Here is a 15,476-nt window from a genome sequence, read left to right on the forward strand (position 1 = left end):
CCAACCGGACTCCACGAAATGCATGGACAGCCTGTTTCACTGGCTGTTACGGATGAAAACAGGAAGCCCTCGAACGGGAGATGACGCTCGTGCCCAGAACCACCGACCGCACCACGGAGCCGGCACCCGCGCGGCCCGTCGTCCCCGCCGGCACCGACCCCCTGCTGCAACTCCAGTACGAGACACAGCCGGCCGACTGCCCCGGCGCGACCCGCTGCGTCAGCCACCCACACGAACTCGCCCTCGGAGGCATCCCCGTCATGTGCTCGGCCTGCCGGGCCCGACGCGACTGGCTGCTCATCAACCACGGCCGCAACGTCTGGATCCGCTGCCGCTGCAGTAACCAGTGGCCCGAACCCGAGATCAGCCGCGCCGACTTCGACGCCCTGATCGCCAGCCCGTACGGCACGACCTACCCCACCGTCGAGGAGGGTCTCGCTGCGCTCGGCTTCGACGGTGTCCTTGTCGGCGCCTACCTGGAGTAGTCACGCGAGGCAACGAAAAGCCGAGGAGCGCCAGCGATGTATCGGTGGCGCTCCTTCAGGCTCTGAGCTTAGGGTGCACGAGCTCGTTAGATCGGGTACACCTCAGACAGTTGGGTGTGTCTCTGGCAGTATGCCCCCATGCCTGACTATGACCTGACCCGGCTTGGTGACCGTGCTTTCGAACAGCTCGTGGTGGGGCTCGCCCTCCGAGAGCTGGGTCCTGGTGTCAGCGTATTTGGCGATGGAAAAGATGGGGGTCGCGAAGCGACTTTCGATGGAACGATCCAGTGGTCCGCCACTGCTCTGTCGTCAGACGACGATCGTGACGTCTGGACTGGCTACACGGTATTGCAGGCCAAGTACCAGGTGAAGCCAAAGCCTAGCCCGTATGACAACGCGGTCTGGCTTCAGGGCCAGCTCACCGCAGAAATCGCCAGTTGGGTTGATGCCGCAGAGAAGAGAACCCGAAAACGGCTTCCCGACTACCTGATCTTCGTTACCAACATCGATCTGTCAGCAGTGGCGAAGGTTGGGGGAATTGACCGCGTCACAGAGCTACTCGAAACGAAGCTCAGTGATGCTTCCAGTAAAGGTCTCGGAGTCAAGGGCTTTCGCATCTGGCATGCTGATCAGATCAGGACGATGCTCGATGCCAACCAAGCCGTGCGTTGGGCGTTTCCAGGATTGCTGACGGCTGGTGATGTATTGGAGCAGCTTGGCCACGACGTGGTGAGCCTGGGCAGTCTAGACATCCGGGACCCCTTGCGTCAGGAGCTGGTTAAGTCGCTCGCGGCGGATCGCTGGATTCGTCTCGGCCAGGCCGGCGGTTCAGGCGACGCGAAGCTGTGGCTCGACGACATCGCCATCGACCTCCCAGCGGTGGTCGATACGGATCAGGACTCCACTGTCAACGCTGTCCAGCATGTCCTTGAGGTGGGGGACTTGGTCTTGCGTCCGCAGCAGCCTGGGGGGCTGAGCCGACCGCATACCGTACTAGTCGGCGGCCCTGGACAGGGAAAGTCGACTCTCAGCCAGCTCATCGCTCAGGCCTACCGGGTGGCGATGCTTACCGATGTGAGTGTTGGTCCCAATGCTCAAACGATCGTGGATGGGACGAGGGAGGCATTGCATCGGCTGAACCTTGCCGTGCCAGCCAACCGGCGCTGGCCGGTTCGCATCGACTTGGCGAAGTACGCAGAGGAGCTCGGATCTGGCAGAGACACCAGCCTGCTGCGCTGGATTGCCCAGCACCTTTCCAAGCGCACCGTAGATTCCGTCCAGCCATCGAAATTGCGCGACTGGCTGCGTGCCTGGCCGTGGGCGTTGATCCTGGATGGTCTCGACGAGGTCCCCAGCCAGGTATCCCGCCGCGCTGTCTACGAGAAGGTTGACGAACTCCTCACGGATGCTGAAGATCTCAACGCGGACCTCCTTGTCGTGGTCACCACGCGACCTACTGGCTACGACGAGCGCTTCCCTGAGGACCAGTTCCGGCACCTGCAACTGCAGCGGGTCCCTCCAGGGCAGGCCGCAGCCTTCGCCGAGCGGATTATCGCTAAACGATTCCCCGAGGATGAGGACATGCGCCTCAAGGTTGTCGGCCGGATGCGCGAGGCCGCAGGGGACCAGCTCACTGTACGGCTGATGGAAACTCCACTCCAGGTCACGATCATGTCTTTGATCGTGGAGAAATATCCGACTCTGCCGCCTGATCGGTTCACTCTCTTCAACCTCTATTACCGAACTGTTTCTGAGCGTGAAATCGCAAAGGATATCCCTGACGCGCGTTTTCTGTCGCAGAACAGCACCCAGATTGACAAGCTCCATGAGCAGGTAGGTTTGCGCCTGCAGGTGACTTCTGAGACGGCAGACGGCGCCGACGCACACATGAGTCACTCGGCACTCCATGCCTTGGCTGCAGCGCTCATGGAAGCTCGCGGGTTTGACGTGGATGAAGCCACGGAGCGTGCCTCAGCCATCGTGGGAGCCGCCACTACGAGATTGGTACTGCTGGTGCCGCGGGACAGTGGGGTTGGATTCGACATCCGCACGTTGCAGGAGCTCATGGCTGCCCGGGCGATCGTCGAAGGTGACGACAGTCAAGTCATCTCACGACTGCGCGCCATCGCTCATCACCCACACTGGCGCAACACTTGGCTGCTTGCAGTCGGGGCACTGCTGAAGCAGTCTGATCGTTTTGAGCGCCAGGTGCTGGATCTGCTGAGGCAGCTCGACTCAGAGCCTCGCCGCCTGAGGGACCACTTTCCGAGCGCGCCATCCTTGGCTGCAGACATACTGGACGACAATCTCGCAGTTGGACGACCGAGCTTTGAGCGAGGTCTGGTGGCGTGCCTGCTGACTGCGCTGAACAGGCCATCTGTGTCCCACTTGAATCGCCTGGCCGAGGGTTTTCTGAACGTTTCCGATACCTTCCGCAAGACCGTATTTGAGCAGCTGGGCACTGCTCGAACCTCGGGTCCCATGCGGCGAGCTGCAGCAGTGCTAATTCTGGATGCGATGGAGAGGATTGCTTCTGATCCTGGCCGCCTGAACAGCATTCGTATCACGAAGAATAGATTCGCGATTACTGAGACAGAAAATCAGGCGTACGCTATGTGGAATCTTCTTCATCGCGCTCCGTCCGCATCGCGCAATTCGGAATTGGTTGTCGACCTTGCGGAGCATCTGAAGGTGACTGTGCAAATGCCGGGTTTGGCTTCAGCTGATGTGGATCAGTTGCGTGCAGGGTTTGACTCACTGCAAGGGTCTCAGTTCATTCTTGTCGGATCTGAACCAGGCACGGTCATCCCTCTCGATCTGCAGAGTGGCTCCAAGGAGCCGCTTCTCGAGGCGCTGGAGACAGAAGACGTTGCCGCCACATTGGATATGGCGCTCAACGCGCTGCCTGAGACGCACTGGAACATTGAGGCGATGTTGGGTGCCCTGCTTAAGCCCGCACAAAGTCGCCTTCCTGTCGGCCAAGAACTCCTGAAGGAAATGGTGGCTGCGCAAGCGGCCTCCGCCCCGTAGCGGCGGATAGGCACCTGCCGGTGGGGCGAGCCCACGAGCTTTGCGTCACCGGTCACGGCTCCGGTTGGTGCTGGACGGCGGCGAGGGTGCCGGCGATGGCCGCCACGAAGACGCTGGCGAGGAGGTGCGTCAAGATGCCCCTGGAACGGGCCGACTTCCAGCGCGTCGGCCCGGCACGGTGTCGTCGAGGATGAGCGTACGCACGTGTGGCCGGGTGTACGGCAAAGCCGCCCCTGCCTGATCGGTGAGGGGCGGCCTTCTGAGGTTCTCGGTTCAGACTTCGGCGAGGCGGTTCGAGAAGTCGAGGGCGTCGGTCGCGAACGCAAGGGCGGCGCACAGGCCGGTCACTTCGTAGAGGGTCGGGCGGACCAGGCGCGGCCAGTCGTCCGGGGCGGCTGGCCAGGAGGCGAGGTGCGCCTCGGTGCTGGCTAGGCCCAGGTGGGCACTCACGTCCCAGCCGGAACGAGAAGCGGGCTCCCAGCGGAGGCAGATGCGGCCGAGGGGGAGCCTCGGGGTTCCGGCGGCGAGCCACATGACGTCGAGGGAGCCGTCGTGCCGGGAGGAGACGCGCTGGACCAGCGCGCCGCGTACGCCGTCCGGCATGGGATGTACGGGGAGGCTGTACAGCGGGAGGGCGTGTGACGAGATGGAAGCCTCCGGAGAGCAGGGAAGAGGTTAGGACCAGGTGAGGGCGTCGCGTACCGACGTGGGGAGGTAGTCCTCCTGGCCGTCGTCGGGGATGAACGCCTTGCCGTCCTGGACGACGACCTGGGTTGCCAGGTAGTGGGTGAAGGGGAAGTCGGGGTTGACAGCGAGGCGGATCGGCAGGTCGGGGTCGAGGTCCTGAAGCTGGCGGAGTAGGTGGCCGACGGTCAGGTACTGGGGCAAGGAAGCCTCCGAAGCGGTACGGGCGGGCGGGGCGGAGCGTCAGGGAGTGGCGGGACCCCGAGAACGGATGCCGGTGAGCGGGCCGGGTCGGTGGTGCCGCCCGCTCACCGATTCAGCAGGGGGAGTGGGCGACGAGGGCGGCGAGGAATCCGGCCACCGCCTCGGCGGGGTGTCGGTGCCGAACTCCTGGACCCACGCGTCGCCTTCGGTGGGCTGCACCTGGACCCGCCAGACGAGGCCCAGCGTCCAGGCAGCGGGGCCCTCGGGGAGCCAGCCGACGTAGACGCGGCCGTCTGGGCTCGTCGCGTGGACGTTGGCCTCCGGGGTGTCGACGATCGTCCAGCCGAGGGCGTGGAGGAGGTCGAGCACCGGGCTCGCCCAGTGGTCTGAGGAGAGCCAGTGGCGGTCTTCCACTGCGGGGCGGAGGACGGCGGGCAGGAGGGTGGCGGAGGCGTTCACGGTTGGACGATCCATTCGTTGACCTACGGTTTTTCCCGACACCCGTACGTTGACATGGGGTGTGACGAAGTCCGTAGTCGTTTCCGGGGATGACCCGTCTGCCGTGGGCGAACTGGCCACGGCCAGGCGCCCAGGAAGCAGTCGGCGCGGGAATGGACCGACGTCCGGGGTTGTCGTAACCGAGTTACGGCGGCAAGCCGAAGGGGGAGCAGGGATGACGGAGCCGGGCATACATTGGGACGGGGCCGGGCTGGAGCGCAAGATCCGCGCCGCCGGGCGTCCGTGGACCGTGGGCGACATCGCGATGGTCGCCGATGGCCAGTGGGGCATCGGCGCGCAGTCCGACAGGTGGCCGGACGAGGACGCGGTGGTGGAGCACCGGGTCGAGGAAGGCCAGCGCGTCGAGCTGACGGTGGAGGAGCTGACCCGCGCGGTGGGCGCCCGCACCGAGGGCACCCACCGCGACGAGGACCTCGCCTGACCGTTCAGCGGCGAGGCCCTGATGAGGGCGCCGATGGCCCGACGGCAGCCGCAGGAACAGGCTGGTCAGGCACCTGGCCCGGGGCATGTGAAGCGAGCCCCGAGCGGGCGACAGCGGCCCGGGACAGGTTCGCCGCCGGCCCCCGGTCCGCGGTCGAGGCGGCTTCGCGTGCTTCGACCCCACGCCGGACCGCCTGCACGTACGCACCGCTCTCCGCGAGCGCGACGCGAAGGTCGGCCGCCGAGCTGGAGAGCCGGTCCAGCTCGTAGAAGGCCGGCACGTACCCGGGCCGGGTGAGGGCGTGCAGACGGTCCTGGTGGACGGACACCGCGTTGTCGGTGATGGCCAGGGCCGTACGGATGTGCATGGCCGAGCGCAGGAGCGGGTCGTCGCAGGGGCGACGGACCGCGAGGACTTCCAGGACCTCGATCGGCTGACCCCAGGCTTTCTCGATTATGGAAGTGGCCTGGTCGAGCGCGGTGGTGTCGGGCATGAAGGAACTCCTGTTGTCCGGAGGGGCGGAGGGGACGTCCGGGAAGGCCCGGGCGGGGTCAGCGGCTGTGCCGGGGAGCCGACGAAGCGGCTGACGGCCGGGCTGCGGCTGTGGGCGCGAGGGTGCTCGACCGCTTCTGCGCCGAGGACGTGGTGCGGCTCTGGGCCGCCATCACGCGGAGGTCGGCCGCTGGCCGCGGAACGCACGCGGCACGGCGTACGGCCTCGGTGACAGCGGTGCGGCGTACGTCGAGCGGAGTCGGAGAGCGAGAGCCCCGGGGATCGGCAGCCGGGCCGACCGGCGTCAGCGTGACCAGCGGCTCCATCTCGCGGTGGATCATGTGCCGTTCACGGACCACCGGGGCCGAACCGGCCATGACGGCCGCCGTCGCGGCGATCAGATGGGACGGAGTGCGGGCCGTGAACACCACCTCCGCCCGCGTACCCCAGCCCCGGGGACCGGCCCACAGCACGACGGCCTCGGCGTCCCGTCCGCCGCGAAGGGTGTGGATCTCGACACCCGCCAGCCCGTCGGGAGCGGTGACCTCGACGGTTCCGTACTTGGCTGCCCCTCGGCGCCAGCCGGCATCGAGCAGCGGCTGGACGGCATCAGCCCAGTACAACGACGGGTCCGCGAGGAAGCGTCCGTTGTTCTCGTACGGGTCGGATGCGGCGTAGTCCTGGGCCAGAGCGGTGGTGAGGCCGGCGACGATCTCGGCCGGGGTGACGTGGTTGAAGGTCGCCGTCCAGCGGGGCGTGGCGACGGCGTCCTCGGCCACGGTGATCCTCCACAGCTCGAAGTCGTCGCCGAACCAGCCGATCCGGATCCGCTGGTCGGGAGAGGTGACGAGGAGCTGGCAGGGGCCGTCGTCGAGGTAGTGGTGTGGCCAGTGGGCCACGGGGGCGAAGCCGGCGTCTCCGGTCCCGTTGGAGCCGGCGAGATACATGGGGCTGACCAGTACCTCTTCGTGGTGGGACGGGTCGGGAAGGGCGGACATGGTCGAAGCTCCAGGCGCGTGTGGGAGGAGGAACGCGCCCGCGTGCGCAGCGCGGTGAAAGGCCGGGGCGCACGCGGACGCCGTCGCGATGACGGGGTGCCTCTGGTTCTCAGCGCCACCCGGATTACCTGACCCGTCCCGGGGCCGACTGAGTGGTTACGGCAGTCGGCACCCGCGGTTGCGGCTGGGAGCCGTGGCTGAACAGGGCGCTCGGTACGGCAGCGCTCCGGCGCAGGGCTGCTGCGGTTCGGGCGCCGTCCGACCCCAACGGGACAGTGGAGTGGGTCCGCTGGGTCGTCGCGACGGGGACAGGGGGCGACGGGGTCCACCGGGTGGACAAGGGGGCGCTCCAGCGCTCGACGGTCGCGTAGACGGGGCCCAGCTCCTGGCCGGCATCGGTCAGTGTGTAGGGGGCGCCGTGTTGCGGTCCCGTGCGGGTGACCAGGCCGTCGGCCTGGAGCCGGAGGAGGCGCTGCCGGGTGAAGGCGTCGGCCCGGCCGATGCCCTCGGCGATGTGGCCGAACCGCATCGGGCCGCCGTCGGCAAGGACTTGGATCAGGGCAGTGGAATGCCGTGGTCGTAGACGCCGTACAGCGTCCTCGACGCGTTCGGCTTCGGCCGTCGCGTCGGGCGCCAGGTAGATCCGGGACCAGTCGGCCAGCGTGCGGTGCACGTGCGTCAGGGACTCGCCGAGGGCGCTGAGCCGGTACGGAGCCCCGTGGCGGGTGTCGGTTCGGGTGACCAGCCCGCCGGTTTGCATGGCGGCCAGCCGCAGGCCGAGCACCTGCTCGCTGACGAAGGGGAGCTTGGCGGCGATGTCCCGTATTCGCATGGGGCGGCCCTCCTGGGCCAGGGTCATCACGGACCAGGTGGTCCACTTCGGTCCCATCAGGGCGAACGCGTCCTCGATGCGCTGGGCGTCGAACGAGTTGATGGGGAAGACGGGCCGGGCGGGGACGTGGGGCTGGTTCATTCGGCCGCCTCCATCCGGGCGAGCAGTGAACGGACCAGAGTGGGCAGTCCTCCTGGTTCGCCGCCGGTCCAGATCTGGTCGGCCGCCTCGTCGAGGACGTACGCGGCGTCTTCGATCAGGCCGCTGGAGATCTCCATGCAGGCGTCGGTGATCCGGGAGGCCGCGAGCAGCGACTGGGAGAGCACGTCGACGTAGTTGCCCGGCGGGAGCCCTGCGGCCTGGGCGGCGGTGCGGATCGCCGTCAGCTCCAGCGCGCTGAAGGCGAAGTCGAACCCGTCTTCCTCCTCGGCGTCCTCGGTCGCGGAGAAGTCCAGATTTCGAGGTTCCGTGGGGATGCCGACGCGTGTGCAGATCTGGTCGACGGCGGTGGTCAGCTCGGCGAGGGACTCGGTGAACCAGCCCAGCGCGGAGGCGTAGGAGGCCAGGGTGAACAGACCCGCCGACGTGGCGGGACGCCGCTCGGCGGCCATGAACTCTTCGAGCCGGTCGGTCAGTTCGCCCACCACGTGCGGGCCGGCGGACAGCGCGCCCAGTACGGGGTGCAGGTAGGAGCGGCTGGCGGCCGTCGGGTACTCGGCAGCGAGGATTCCGGAGACGCTCTGCGCGGCCCCGGTGAGGAGGCCGGCCAGGTCGGTACGGGACAGCGGGGCACGATCGGTGGTCATCGCTGGGGGACCTTTCGGGAAATGGCGGCCGTGGAGTGAGCCACTGTGGGAGGAGCTACCGGGGCGGCGGCCGTAGGGCGGCTTGCGGTGAGGGAGGAACGGGACTGAGCGGCCTGGACGCGGGCCTCGGCGGCGGAGGGCGTCTCGGTGATCTGCTGAGGGGCGGTGCGCAGGTGCGCCGAGCGGTAGACCGCGTAGTCCTTCCGGCTTCCGGCGGCGACGAGGTAGACCTCGCGCTTGTGGTTCGAGGTCGGCGGGGCCGGGCGGAACTGGATGACCATCCGGTAGGAGACGGAGGGGTCAACGTAGACCTTGTGGAAGCCGGCGAGGCGGCCCTTCAACGGTAGGCAGTCGTCACTTCCGTGGACAAGGTTCTGCAGTTCCAGCAGCGCCAAGTCGCGGATACGGTCGGGAAGTTCCCGAAGATCGGCGATGGCGTCAGGGTGTGCGGCGAAGGCGAAGCGGGCGCGGCTCACAGCAGCCTCCCCTGCACCGGACGCTGGACCGGTCCCGCCGGAGGCGTACGGGGGGCGTCCATGCTGGCCTTCGGCGTCGCGGAGACCCCGGCCGACCGGGCGAGGGCGATGCGGGCGACGCGGGCCCGGACGACAGCGCCGTTGTGATCGCTGTACTCCGGCGGTTCCGGCAGCGGACCGCTGCGGTCGTCCAGCCAGGCGCGGGCGGCGCCGACGTCGGCGAAGGCGCCCTCGCGCATCGTGTACGTGCCGGCGTCGTGGTCCCACTCTTCGTGAAAGACCCGAATCGGTGCCTCGTTGGCGCGGGAGTCGCGCGTCAGTGTCCACGTCTCGCACGGGTCGGAGTCCGAGGTGTGGTTGTCGAGGACCTCGTACCGGGTGCCCGACTCGCGGATCTGCCGTTCGACCCACACCGTGAGGTCGTCGGCGGGCTTCAATAGGCCGTCGCGGACCTTGGCGATCTTCTCGGGCGGGCAGCCGCGTTCGACCAGCCAGTTCTGGGCGAAGGACACCGTGGCGTGGTGGCTCGTCTCCAGGGCGTACGTGAACCGGTTCAGGTCCCGGGCGACGGCGATCGCCATCACCTGAGGAGCGCCGGGTACTCCCCACGTGGCCGACTGGTCGTGGGCGATGACGAAGCTGTGGGAGCCGTTGGGCGTGGTGTGGTGCTGGGACAGCGCTGTCAGGTCACCGGACCAGAACCTCTCCACCGCCTCCTCGGACGCGGTATCGGCGGGGGCAAGTTCGGCGAGGTCGAAATCGAAGGCGAAGCCGAAGTGGTCGTTCATGCCGCCATCCCCGGCAGCTGAGGGGCGGGAGTGGTCAGCACCCGGTGGTTGGGGCGAGTCGGGCTCGTCGTGCACGCTGCGAACGGACCGTCCGGGGCGCGGAGGTGTACCAGCGCCTGGTCCAGGTGGTCGCGGTGCCAGGTCGACGGACCGGCCAGGCCGGCTTCGGTGTCGGTGAGCTGCTGCCACGCGAGCCAGAGGGCGTGCAGCCGGGCGACGGCCTCCGGGTGCTCGTGCCACAGCGCGCACCAGGGGCGCGTTGTGCTGATCTCCCGGCCGTACACCGGCAGGAGGAGGTGGTTCACCCAGTTGCTGAGGGCCGCGAGTTCGACGGCGTACGCCTCGCCGCCCAGGGCGAGGATGAACACCGAGGTGGGGCCGTCGGCCTTCTTGGGGCCGTCCGCCCCGGCTGCCGGAGCGCCGTCAGTCTGCTGGTCGGCAGGAGGTACGGGATCGGGCTCGGAGCCGAGGCGGTCGAGGATGACGCCCTGGCGCCTGACCTCCGCGATGGTCTTGGCGAGTGCGCTGGCGAGGTCGTCGAGGCCCTCGTCGGAGACCCGGAACGGCTCAGGGCCGGGGGCGGAGGCGGTCGGGCTGGTTTCGGACATGAGAGCGTGCTCCATCTGTGAGACGGCGACATGCCCGACATGATGCGGAGAATCCGCGGTTTGGCCCGGCCGGGAAAACCCGGTAGGGAGCCGCTACCCGGCCGCGCAGCGCGGACAGCGCGGGAACGGCGGTGCCAGCAACTGCAGAGCCCGAGCAGCCTGTTGGGGAACGACGCCGTTGCCGAGCGCGGTGAGCTGAGCCGGGCGTCCGAGTCCCGGGGTGGCGGTGACCCAGCCGGCGTCGAGGCCCTGCATCCACTCGACGAAGTCGGCACGGAGCCGACCGGCCGCGTCGGTGGGCGCCGGCGCGGGGCGGGTGAGCGTCTCCCATCGGGTGATGGCGGCTGCGTACGGTCCCCATCGCCGCTCGACTCGTCGGTTTCCGGGGACGGCTCCGCCCACAGCGGCAGGACCACCGCCGACAGGGGAGGACGCCACCCCTTGCCGGGACGGCGGCACAGGGTACCCGTGTCGCCGTCCCGGGGTGTGGGCAACAGCGACGCCGCCGCACTGGGCAGGGCCATGTCCCCATTGCCGTGCCGATGGTTGGGAGATCCCTTGAGCCCGTCCGACGCCTTCGGGGTCGGCAGCAGGAGCCACTCGACCTCGTCGGCCAGATTCGGACCGTGGCCCCCGCTCTTCCTCTTGGCCGGGTGCTGGGAGCCGCCGTTCTTGCCGATGTTGCTGGTCGGCGTCTTGAGCAGGGCCTCCGGCGGGCCAGGCCGTGAGGAAGGTCCGCTCGCGCCGGTGCGGGGCTCCGATGTCAGAGGCGCGAAGCACGAGCCATTTCGCGTCGTACCGGAGGTCGGCCAGGGATCCGAGTACGGCACCGAGTGCCCGCAGAGGAGGCTGACCTGCGGTGTCTCCCAGACACCACGGGCAGGGTTCCACGTCGCCAGGGGAACCGGCGGGGGAGGTGAGGAGGCCGCGCACATTCTCGATCACTACCAAGCAGGGTCGGAGGGCCTCGACCGCACGGGCGACGTGCAGCCACAGCCCCGATCGGGTCTGGGAGTTGAGTCCGGCCCGGCGGCCGGCGACCGAGACGTCTTTGACAGGGGAAGCCGGCCGTCAGGACGCACACGCGGGGGACGGTGGACCAGTCGACGGTGGTGATGTCGCCCAGGTTGGGGACGCCGGGCCAGTGACGGGTCAGGATGCGAGAGGCGTTCGGATCGACCTCCGCGTGCCAGGCAAGCGCGCCGCCGAGAGCGGCCTGCACCCCCAGGTCGAGGCCGCCGTACCCGGAGCAGAGGGACCCGATCAGCGGAGGGCGGGAGATGGTGGTGGGCATGTTACCGACCTCGTACGGTCCGGGGCGCGACAGCCGTCGCCGGTGCCGGCACTGCGGGGGTAGCCGGTACGGCCTCGTACACGGGGGTGGGGGTCCGGCCGAGGGCTGCCCGGAGCCGCCTCGACGGCGGCGAGACCGACGTCGAGGCGGCGTGCAGGGAGTCGGCCGCCTCCCGCAGGGCCGTGTTTGCCATCCCGAGCGCCTCGTCGATCACCCGCCCCGCCGCCTCCCGGGCATCCCGCGAGTCGGGTAGGTCGTGCAGGTGCTCGGTCCGTTCCAGGAACGCGAGCTGCTGGGCCACTTCCCCGAGGGCGGCCGCCGCCTCACCGGCGGGTCGTACGGCGACGGAGAAGCTGGAGACGGCGAGGGAAGTGCGGGAGCTGTGGTCCCTGTTGGCGGTGCGGAACAGTACCTCGTCGCCCAGCTCGGTGATCAGCTTGCCGAGTTCGGAGATCTGCTGGGCGACGGCGACGCTGCCGGGAAGGCGGTGAGGGTCGCCGGGGACCGGGAGCTTGCCGCGCTGGGCATCGAAGGCCGACGCCATGGCACGTATGGCCAGAGCATCGGCGAGAGGGTTCGTGGTCACGAGGAACTCCTGTACGTGAGGACGAGCGGTGGATAAGGGTGTGTCAGCTGTGGTTGCGCGAGGGCGGGCGTGCGGCGGTCGGGGTGGGCCTGGGGCCGAGCCGGCCCGGTGGAGACGGCGCGGGGCGCGGCGTACTGCGGGTGAGAGCCGCGTGCACCCGCGCCGCCGGCGGCCCGCCTGCGGAAGCGGCGGTCGTTGGCGCCCGTGAAGCCGGCCGGCCGGTCGCGGTTTGCCAACGGGCGCGGACCTCGTCGAGCGGGCCGAGCGCGTGCAGGGCGTGGTTGATGAGCCGCCCAGGGGCCAAGGCTTCGTCCTCGGCTAGGGCGCGGACGGCGCGGGCGGAGGCGGCTGCGGTGCGAGTGAGGGAGGAACGCATCACCTGCTTGCCGAGCCACTCGGCGTCACCGGCCCCCACGCCGTCGCAGATAGCGGCGAACCGGTCTTCCGACAGCGTGCCGTCGGCCAGCAGGCCGCGCCGCTGGGCCTCCCAGAGCAGGGTGATCCGGTCGATGGGCTCGCCCCGATGGTGCAGCGCCCCGAGGCACCGGTAGAGCTGCCCGTGGACCGGGTCGGCGAAATCCCCGGGACGCAGCCAGTCCACCACCTCACCCATGGTTTCCGGCCGCTCGACGAGGACGGACAGAAGGAACTCCTCGTCCTCGGCAACCTGATCGGACTGAGCCGGCGGAAGGGCAGGCGGGTCGGGGGTCTGCGATGTCGCGGGCGCGACAGGGCGCGGTTCGGTGCCCCACCGCCGGGCGAGATCGGTGAGTACCCCCGTCAGGACGTCCGCGTGGTGCAGCGCTCCCTCGACCTCGCCTCGCACAGCGCCCGCGCGAGCTTCCTGGTGAAGGCGGATCGCGTGCTGGGTGACGGTGCGGTGGATCGCGCCTTCCAGCACCATGCGGCCGTACACCGGAGCGTGCGCCGGCCGCGGGCAGGCCGAGACCAGGAGATGGGCGTACGACGCGGTCAATCCCCGGACATGGAGGCCGGCCTCGTCGACCGCGTCGGTCACCCACGACAGCGGCACGGGCCCCTCGCCCTCTACCGCGGGGTGGCCATTGCCTCGGAGCTTGCGCAGCGTGGCGAACAGCGCCTGGTGGACCGGCCGGTAGAAGTGATCGGGCGCGAGCCACTCCAGGTGCGAGAGCTGGCCGGGGTCGAGCAGTACCGCGCCGAGGACCGCCTGCTCGGCCTTCAGCAGCGGGTTCATCGACGACCTCGCGTGTTGGAAGCGGACGGCTCACTCGGCCGGGCACGCAGATCGGCGACCGCCCGGTCGGCGGCGGCCACCGCCTCGGCGAAGCCGTCCAGCACGGTGGTGAACGCGGGATCGGCGACGGGAACCGACCCGGCATCGGCGACCAGCCACCATCGGCCCTCGCGCAGGACGGCCGGCGACTGCGCGAGCCGCGCGGAACGCGGCGTGGGCGCGCTCATGCCGACAGCCCGAAGTCGTCGTGGCCGACGGTCTTCGCCAGGGCCCGCTCGGTGATCGCCTTCGTGGCGCGAGCGGAGGCCGGCCCGACCACCTTGGCGGAGGGCTCCTTGTACCAGGGCCGGATGCTGAGCATGGCGATGCGCAGACCGGTGGCCAGCAGTAGCACCCTTCCCTTGGGCAGGGCGCGGATCGCGTCGGGCGGCAGGATCCTCTCGGTGCGCATGCTCACCGAGGTGGACTTGCCGCTCTCGCTCGTGGAGACCGAGACGGTCTGGACGTCGTGGTCGCCGACCTGTCGGCTGAGGCGGTCGGCGAAGTCGGCGTCGTCGATGCCCGATCCGACGATCTTGACGGTGGCGGCGGACCAGAGGGCGTCCATACCGGCCTCGCCCCAGCATCGCTGGCCCTGCCGGTAGGACTGCAGGATCGTCATCGGGATGACACCCCGGCTCCCCAAGTGCGAGTACAGGTCTGGGAGGTCGCTGATGCGGCACACGTTCGCCGCCTCGTCGAGGACGCACAGGGCGGGCGGGTCGAGCCGTCCACCGGATTGCTCGGCGACGACCACGGCCGCGCGCATCACGGCGTCGGCCGCCGCCGCGATGATCGCCGACGCGCTGCCGCCGCCATCCTTGCTCAGCAGGTACAGCGTGTCGCGGGAGGTGGCGAAGGCGAGGGGCTTGAACTCGGGGAGGTCCTTGCTCGGGGTGACCCAGGCGGCCACCTGCGGATCGAGCAGACAGCTCGCGTACTGCCTCGCCGTCTCGTAGATGCCGTCGCGGGTTTCGGTCGCGCCGGAGACGGTGCCCTGGAGCTGGGCGGCGACGGCGTCGTGGCCGGCGTCGGTGAGCAGGTCGACCGGGGTCCGGTCGGCGGGGGAGGCGAGCCAGGCCAGCACGTCGGTGATCGGCCGCCGGTGGCTCGCGGCGGCCAGGAACAGGGCGCCGAGCGTGTTGGACGCGGCGGTGGACCAGAAGTCGGAGCCGCTCGAATCGTCCACGCTCGCCGCGACGAAGTGCCCGGCCAGCCGCTTCGCCCCTGCCAGGTCGCGGGCGTCGGCCAGGATGTCCCACCACATCTCACGCGGATGGTGGGCGATCTGCTGGGGGTCGAGGGTCCAGACCGTGCCGACCTCGGCGCGGGCGTCCACCGTGGCGGTGAACGCGTCGTTCGCGGCCTTGTTGGAGGTGAGCAGGACCGGGCCGGGCGCCGCGAGGATCGCGGGGATCGCCACCCCGGAGGTCTTCCCGCTTCGCGGGGCCATGATCGCGACGATCACGTCCTCCCAGGAAGCACGGACATCGGCTCGACCGGGATCAAGGGTGCCGAGCAGGATGCCGCGGTCGGCGGGAGCGACCTCTTTTGCACTCCCGGCCGCTCAGGGACGGCCGAAGGCTCTTCGCCTTGGCGGTGATCTCCTTGTCCAGCAGCGGCGCCAGGTCGCCCTTGCGGGCGAGACCGGTTTTGGCACCGGAGTGCCAGTGCAGCCACAGCACCAGGCCGGTGGTGAGCAGGGCCAGGGTGAGCATGCCGGGGACGACGCGGACGCCGATCAGCAATGCGGTGGTGCTCAGGGTCGGCCACAGCACCTCGGGGTGCAGTAGGGCGTCGGTGGCACGGAACGGGGCCCACGGGCCGCTTCCGACGAAGGAGTTGGTGAGGTTGCCGGTTAGCCAGGCCAGCGAGCCGAAGGCCATGGCGGCGCCGAGGACGCCGAACAGAAGGTAGAGGAGCGCGTCGGATCCGGTGGTGGTCGACGGCGCACTGGTACGCGGGGAAGGCACGGGCGGTTCCTTGGGATGTGAGCGA

Annotated in this window: 17 protein-coding genes and 2 pseudogenes; 3 read left to right on the plus strand and 16 right to left on the minus strand. The window is 69.3% G+C overall.

All coding sequences use genetic code 11. From position 1 onward, the window contains the following. Window positions 1-80: 80 nt before the first annotated feature. Both SVTN_RS33620 and SVTN_RS33625 read left to right on the plus strand, forming a co-directional pair. Entirely contained in the window at window positions 81-485 is a 405-nt protein-coding gene (locus SVTN_RS33620; RefSeq protein WP_041132475.1) for a hypothetical protein, read from the plus strand. 138 nt (window positions 486-623) lie between these two features. Then, window positions 624-3,515 carry an NACHT domain-containing protein gene (locus SVTN_RS33625; protein WP_159026539.1) on the plus strand — a complete coding sequence of 964 codons (2,892 nt, stop codon included), beginning with the start codon at window positions 624-626 and terminating at the stop codon, window positions 3,513-3,515. Between the two features lie 273 nt (window positions 3,516-3,788). Here SVTN_RS33625 and SVTN_RS33630 read toward each other — a convergent pair whose 3' ends face one another. From SVTN_RS33630 to SVTN_RS33640, 3 genes are all read right to left on the minus strand, one after another. Further along, window positions 3,789-4,118 carry a hypothetical protein gene (locus tag SVTN_RS33630; protein ID WP_041132477.1) on the minus strand — a complete coding sequence of 110 codons (330 nt, stop codon included), beginning with the start codon at window positions 4,116-4,118 and terminating at the stop codon, window positions 3,789-3,791. Window positions 4,119-4,190: 72 nt separating this feature from the next. Continuing rightward, window positions 4,191-4,403 (minus strand): hypothetical protein, encoded by a 213-nt coding sequence (locus SVTN_RS33635; protein WP_041132478.1) that lies wholly within the window; start codon window positions 4,401-4,403, stop codon window positions 4,191-4,193. Window positions 4,404-4,442: 39 nt separating this feature from the next. Continuing rightward, window positions 4,443-4,862 carry a DUF317 domain-containing protein gene (locus SVTN_RS33640; RefSeq protein WP_245727733.1) on the minus strand — a complete coding sequence of 140 codons (420 nt, stop codon included), beginning with the start codon at window positions 4,860-4,862 and terminating at the stop codon, window positions 4,443-4,445. A gap of 214 nt (window positions 4,863-5,076) precedes the next feature. On the opposite strand from SVTN_RS33640, the gene SVTN_RS33645 reads away from it, so the two are divergent. Then, entirely contained in the window at window positions 5,077-5,343 is a 267-nt protein-coding gene (locus SVTN_RS33645) for a hypothetical protein (protein ID WP_041132479.1), read from the plus strand. 4 nt (window positions 5,344-5,347) lie between these two features. Here SVTN_RS33645 and SVTN_RS33650 read toward each other — a convergent pair whose 3' ends face one another. The 13 genes and pseudogenes from SVTN_RS33650 to SVTN_RS33705 all read right to left on the minus strand — a co-directional run bounded on the left by SVTN_RS33650 (window position 5,348) and on the right by SVTN_RS33705 (window position 15,451). Beyond that, window positions 5,348-5,836: a hypothetical protein gene (locus SVTN_RS33650; protein WP_041132480.1), complete on the minus strand. Its 489-nt coding sequence runs from the start codon at window positions 5,834-5,836 to the stop codon at window positions 5,348-5,350. 58 nt (window positions 5,837-5,894) lie between these two features. After that, complete coding sequence (locus SVTN_RS33655) at window positions 5,895-6,833, minus strand: SPDY domain-containing protein (RefSeq protein WP_041132481.1); 939 nt, start codon at window positions 6,831-6,833, stop codon at window positions 5,895-5,897. Between the two features lie 124 nt (window positions 6,834-6,957). Continuing rightward, window positions 6,958-7,806, minus strand: coding sequence for a winged helix-turn-helix transcriptional regulator (locus tag SVTN_RS33660; protein ID WP_041132482.1), 849 nt, complete (start codon window positions 7,804-7,806; stop codon window positions 6,958-6,960). After that, window positions 7,803-8,471 (minus strand): hypothetical protein, encoded by a 669-nt coding sequence (locus tag SVTN_RS33665; RefSeq protein ID WP_041132483.1) that lies wholly within the window; start codon window positions 8,469-8,471, stop codon window positions 7,803-7,805. Before SVTN_RS33665 ends, SVTN_RS33660 begins: the two co-directional genes overlap by 4 nt. Beyond that, window positions 8,468-8,947, minus strand: a complete 480-nt coding sequence (locus tag SVTN_RS33670) for a hypothetical protein (RefSeq protein ID WP_041132484.1) — start codon at window positions 8,945-8,947, stop codon at window positions 8,468-8,470. Before SVTN_RS33670 ends, SVTN_RS33665 begins: the two co-directional genes overlap by 4 nt. Next, window positions 8,944-9,735 (minus strand): hypothetical protein, encoded by a 792-nt coding sequence (locus SVTN_RS33675; RefSeq protein ID WP_041132485.1) that lies wholly within the window; start codon window positions 9,733-9,735, stop codon window positions 8,944-8,946. Before SVTN_RS33675 ends, SVTN_RS33670 begins: the two co-directional genes overlap by 4 nt. Further along, window positions 9,732-10,343 (minus strand): DUF4913 domain-containing protein, encoded by a 612-nt coding sequence (locus SVTN_RS33680; RefSeq protein WP_041132486.1) that lies wholly within the window; start codon window positions 10,341-10,343, stop codon window positions 9,732-9,734. The genes SVTN_RS33675 and SVTN_RS33680 overlap by 4 nt, the downstream gene beginning before the upstream one ends. A 93-nt stretch (window positions 10,344-10,436) precedes the next feature. Continuing rightward, a complete protein-coding gene (locus SVTN_RS43400) occupies window positions 10,437-11,339 on the minus strand; it encodes a DNA cytosine methyltransferase (RefSeq protein ID WP_425429065.1) in 903 nt (300 codons plus the stop codon). Between the two features lie 115 nt (window positions 11,340-11,454). Further along, window positions 11,455-11,637, minus strand: a pseudogene (locus SVTN_RS45825) (DNA cytosine methyltransferase); the annotation flags it as partial. 1 nt (window position 11,638) lies between these two features. Next, a complete protein-coding gene (locus SVTN_RS33690; protein WP_041132487.1) occupies window positions 11,639-12,223 on the minus strand; it encodes a hypothetical protein in 585 nt (194 codons plus the stop codon). A gap of 43 nt (window positions 12,224-12,266) precedes the next feature. Further along, a complete protein-coding gene (locus SVTN_RS33695) occupies window positions 12,267-13,439 on the minus strand; it encodes a DnaB-like helicase N-terminal domain-containing protein (RefSeq protein ID WP_041132488.1) in 1,173 nt (390 codons plus the stop codon). Beyond that, entirely contained in the window at window positions 13,436-13,666 is a 231-nt protein-coding gene (locus SVTN_RS33700; protein ID WP_041132489.1) for a hypothetical protein, read from the minus strand. The genes SVTN_RS33695 and SVTN_RS33700 overlap by 4 nt, the downstream gene beginning before the upstream one ends. Then, window positions 13,663-15,451 (minus strand): annotated as a pseudogene (locus SVTN_RS33705) (type IV secretory system conjugative DNA transfer family protein). Before SVTN_RS33705 ends, SVTN_RS33700 begins: the two are co-directional and overlap by 4 nt. Window positions 15,452-15,476: the final 25 nt, after the last annotated feature.

The organism is Streptomyces vietnamensis, assembly GCF_000830005.1.
Lineage (GTDB): Bacteria > Actinomycetota > Actinomycetes > Streptomycetales > Streptomycetaceae > Streptomyces > Streptomyces vietnamensis.

Excerpts from the sequence above, each read along its gene's own strand:
- SVTN_RS33695 (WP_041132488.1), bottom strand. The coding sequence starts at position 13,439 with ATGAACCCGCTGCTGAAGGCCGAGCAGGCGGTCCTCGGCGCGGTACTG.
- SVTN_RS33650 (WP_041132480.1), bottom strand. The coding sequence starts at position 5,836 with ATGCCCGACACCACCGCGCTCGACCAGGCCACTTCCATAATCGAGAAA.
- SVTN_RS33630 (WP_041132477.1), bottom strand. The coding sequence starts at position 4,118 with ATGCCGGACGGCGTACGCGGCGCGCTGGTCCAGCGCGTCTCCTCCCGG.
- SVTN_RS33700 (WP_041132489.1), bottom strand. The coding sequence starts at position 13,666 with ATGAGCGCGCCCACGCCGCGTTCCGCGCGGCTCGCGCAGTCGCCGGCC.
- SVTN_RS33660 (WP_041132482.1), bottom strand. The coding sequence starts at position 7,806 with ATGAACCAGCCCCACGTCCCCGCCCGGCCCGTCTTCCCCATCAACTCG.
- SVTN_RS33680 (WP_041132486.1), bottom strand. The coding sequence starts at position 10,343 with ATGTCCGAAACCAGCCCGACCGCCTCCGCCCCCGGCCCTGAGCCGTTC.
- SVTN_RS33620 (WP_041132475.1), top strand. The coding sequence starts at position 81 with ATGACGCTCGTGCCCAGAACCACCGACCGCACCACGGAGCCGGCACCC.
- SVTN_RS33665 (WP_041132483.1), bottom strand. The coding sequence starts at position 8,471 with ATGACCACCGATCGTGCCCCGCTGTCCCGTACCGACCTGGCCGGCCTC.
- SVTN_RS33625 (WP_159026539.1), top strand. The coding sequence starts at position 624 with ATGCCTGACTATGACCTGACCCGGCTTGGTGACCGTGCTTTCGAACAG.
- SVTN_RS33675 (WP_041132485.1), bottom strand. The coding sequence starts at position 9,735 with ATGAACGACCACTTCGGCTTCGCCTTCGATTTCGACCTCGCCGAACTT.
- SVTN_RS33645 (WP_041132479.1), top strand. The coding sequence starts at position 5,077 with ATGACGGAGCCGGGCATACATTGGGACGGGGCCGGGCTGGAGCGCAAG.
- SVTN_RS33655 (WP_041132481.1), bottom strand. The coding sequence starts at position 6,833 with ATGTCCGCCCTTCCCGACCCGTCCCACCACGAAGAGGTACTGGTCAGC.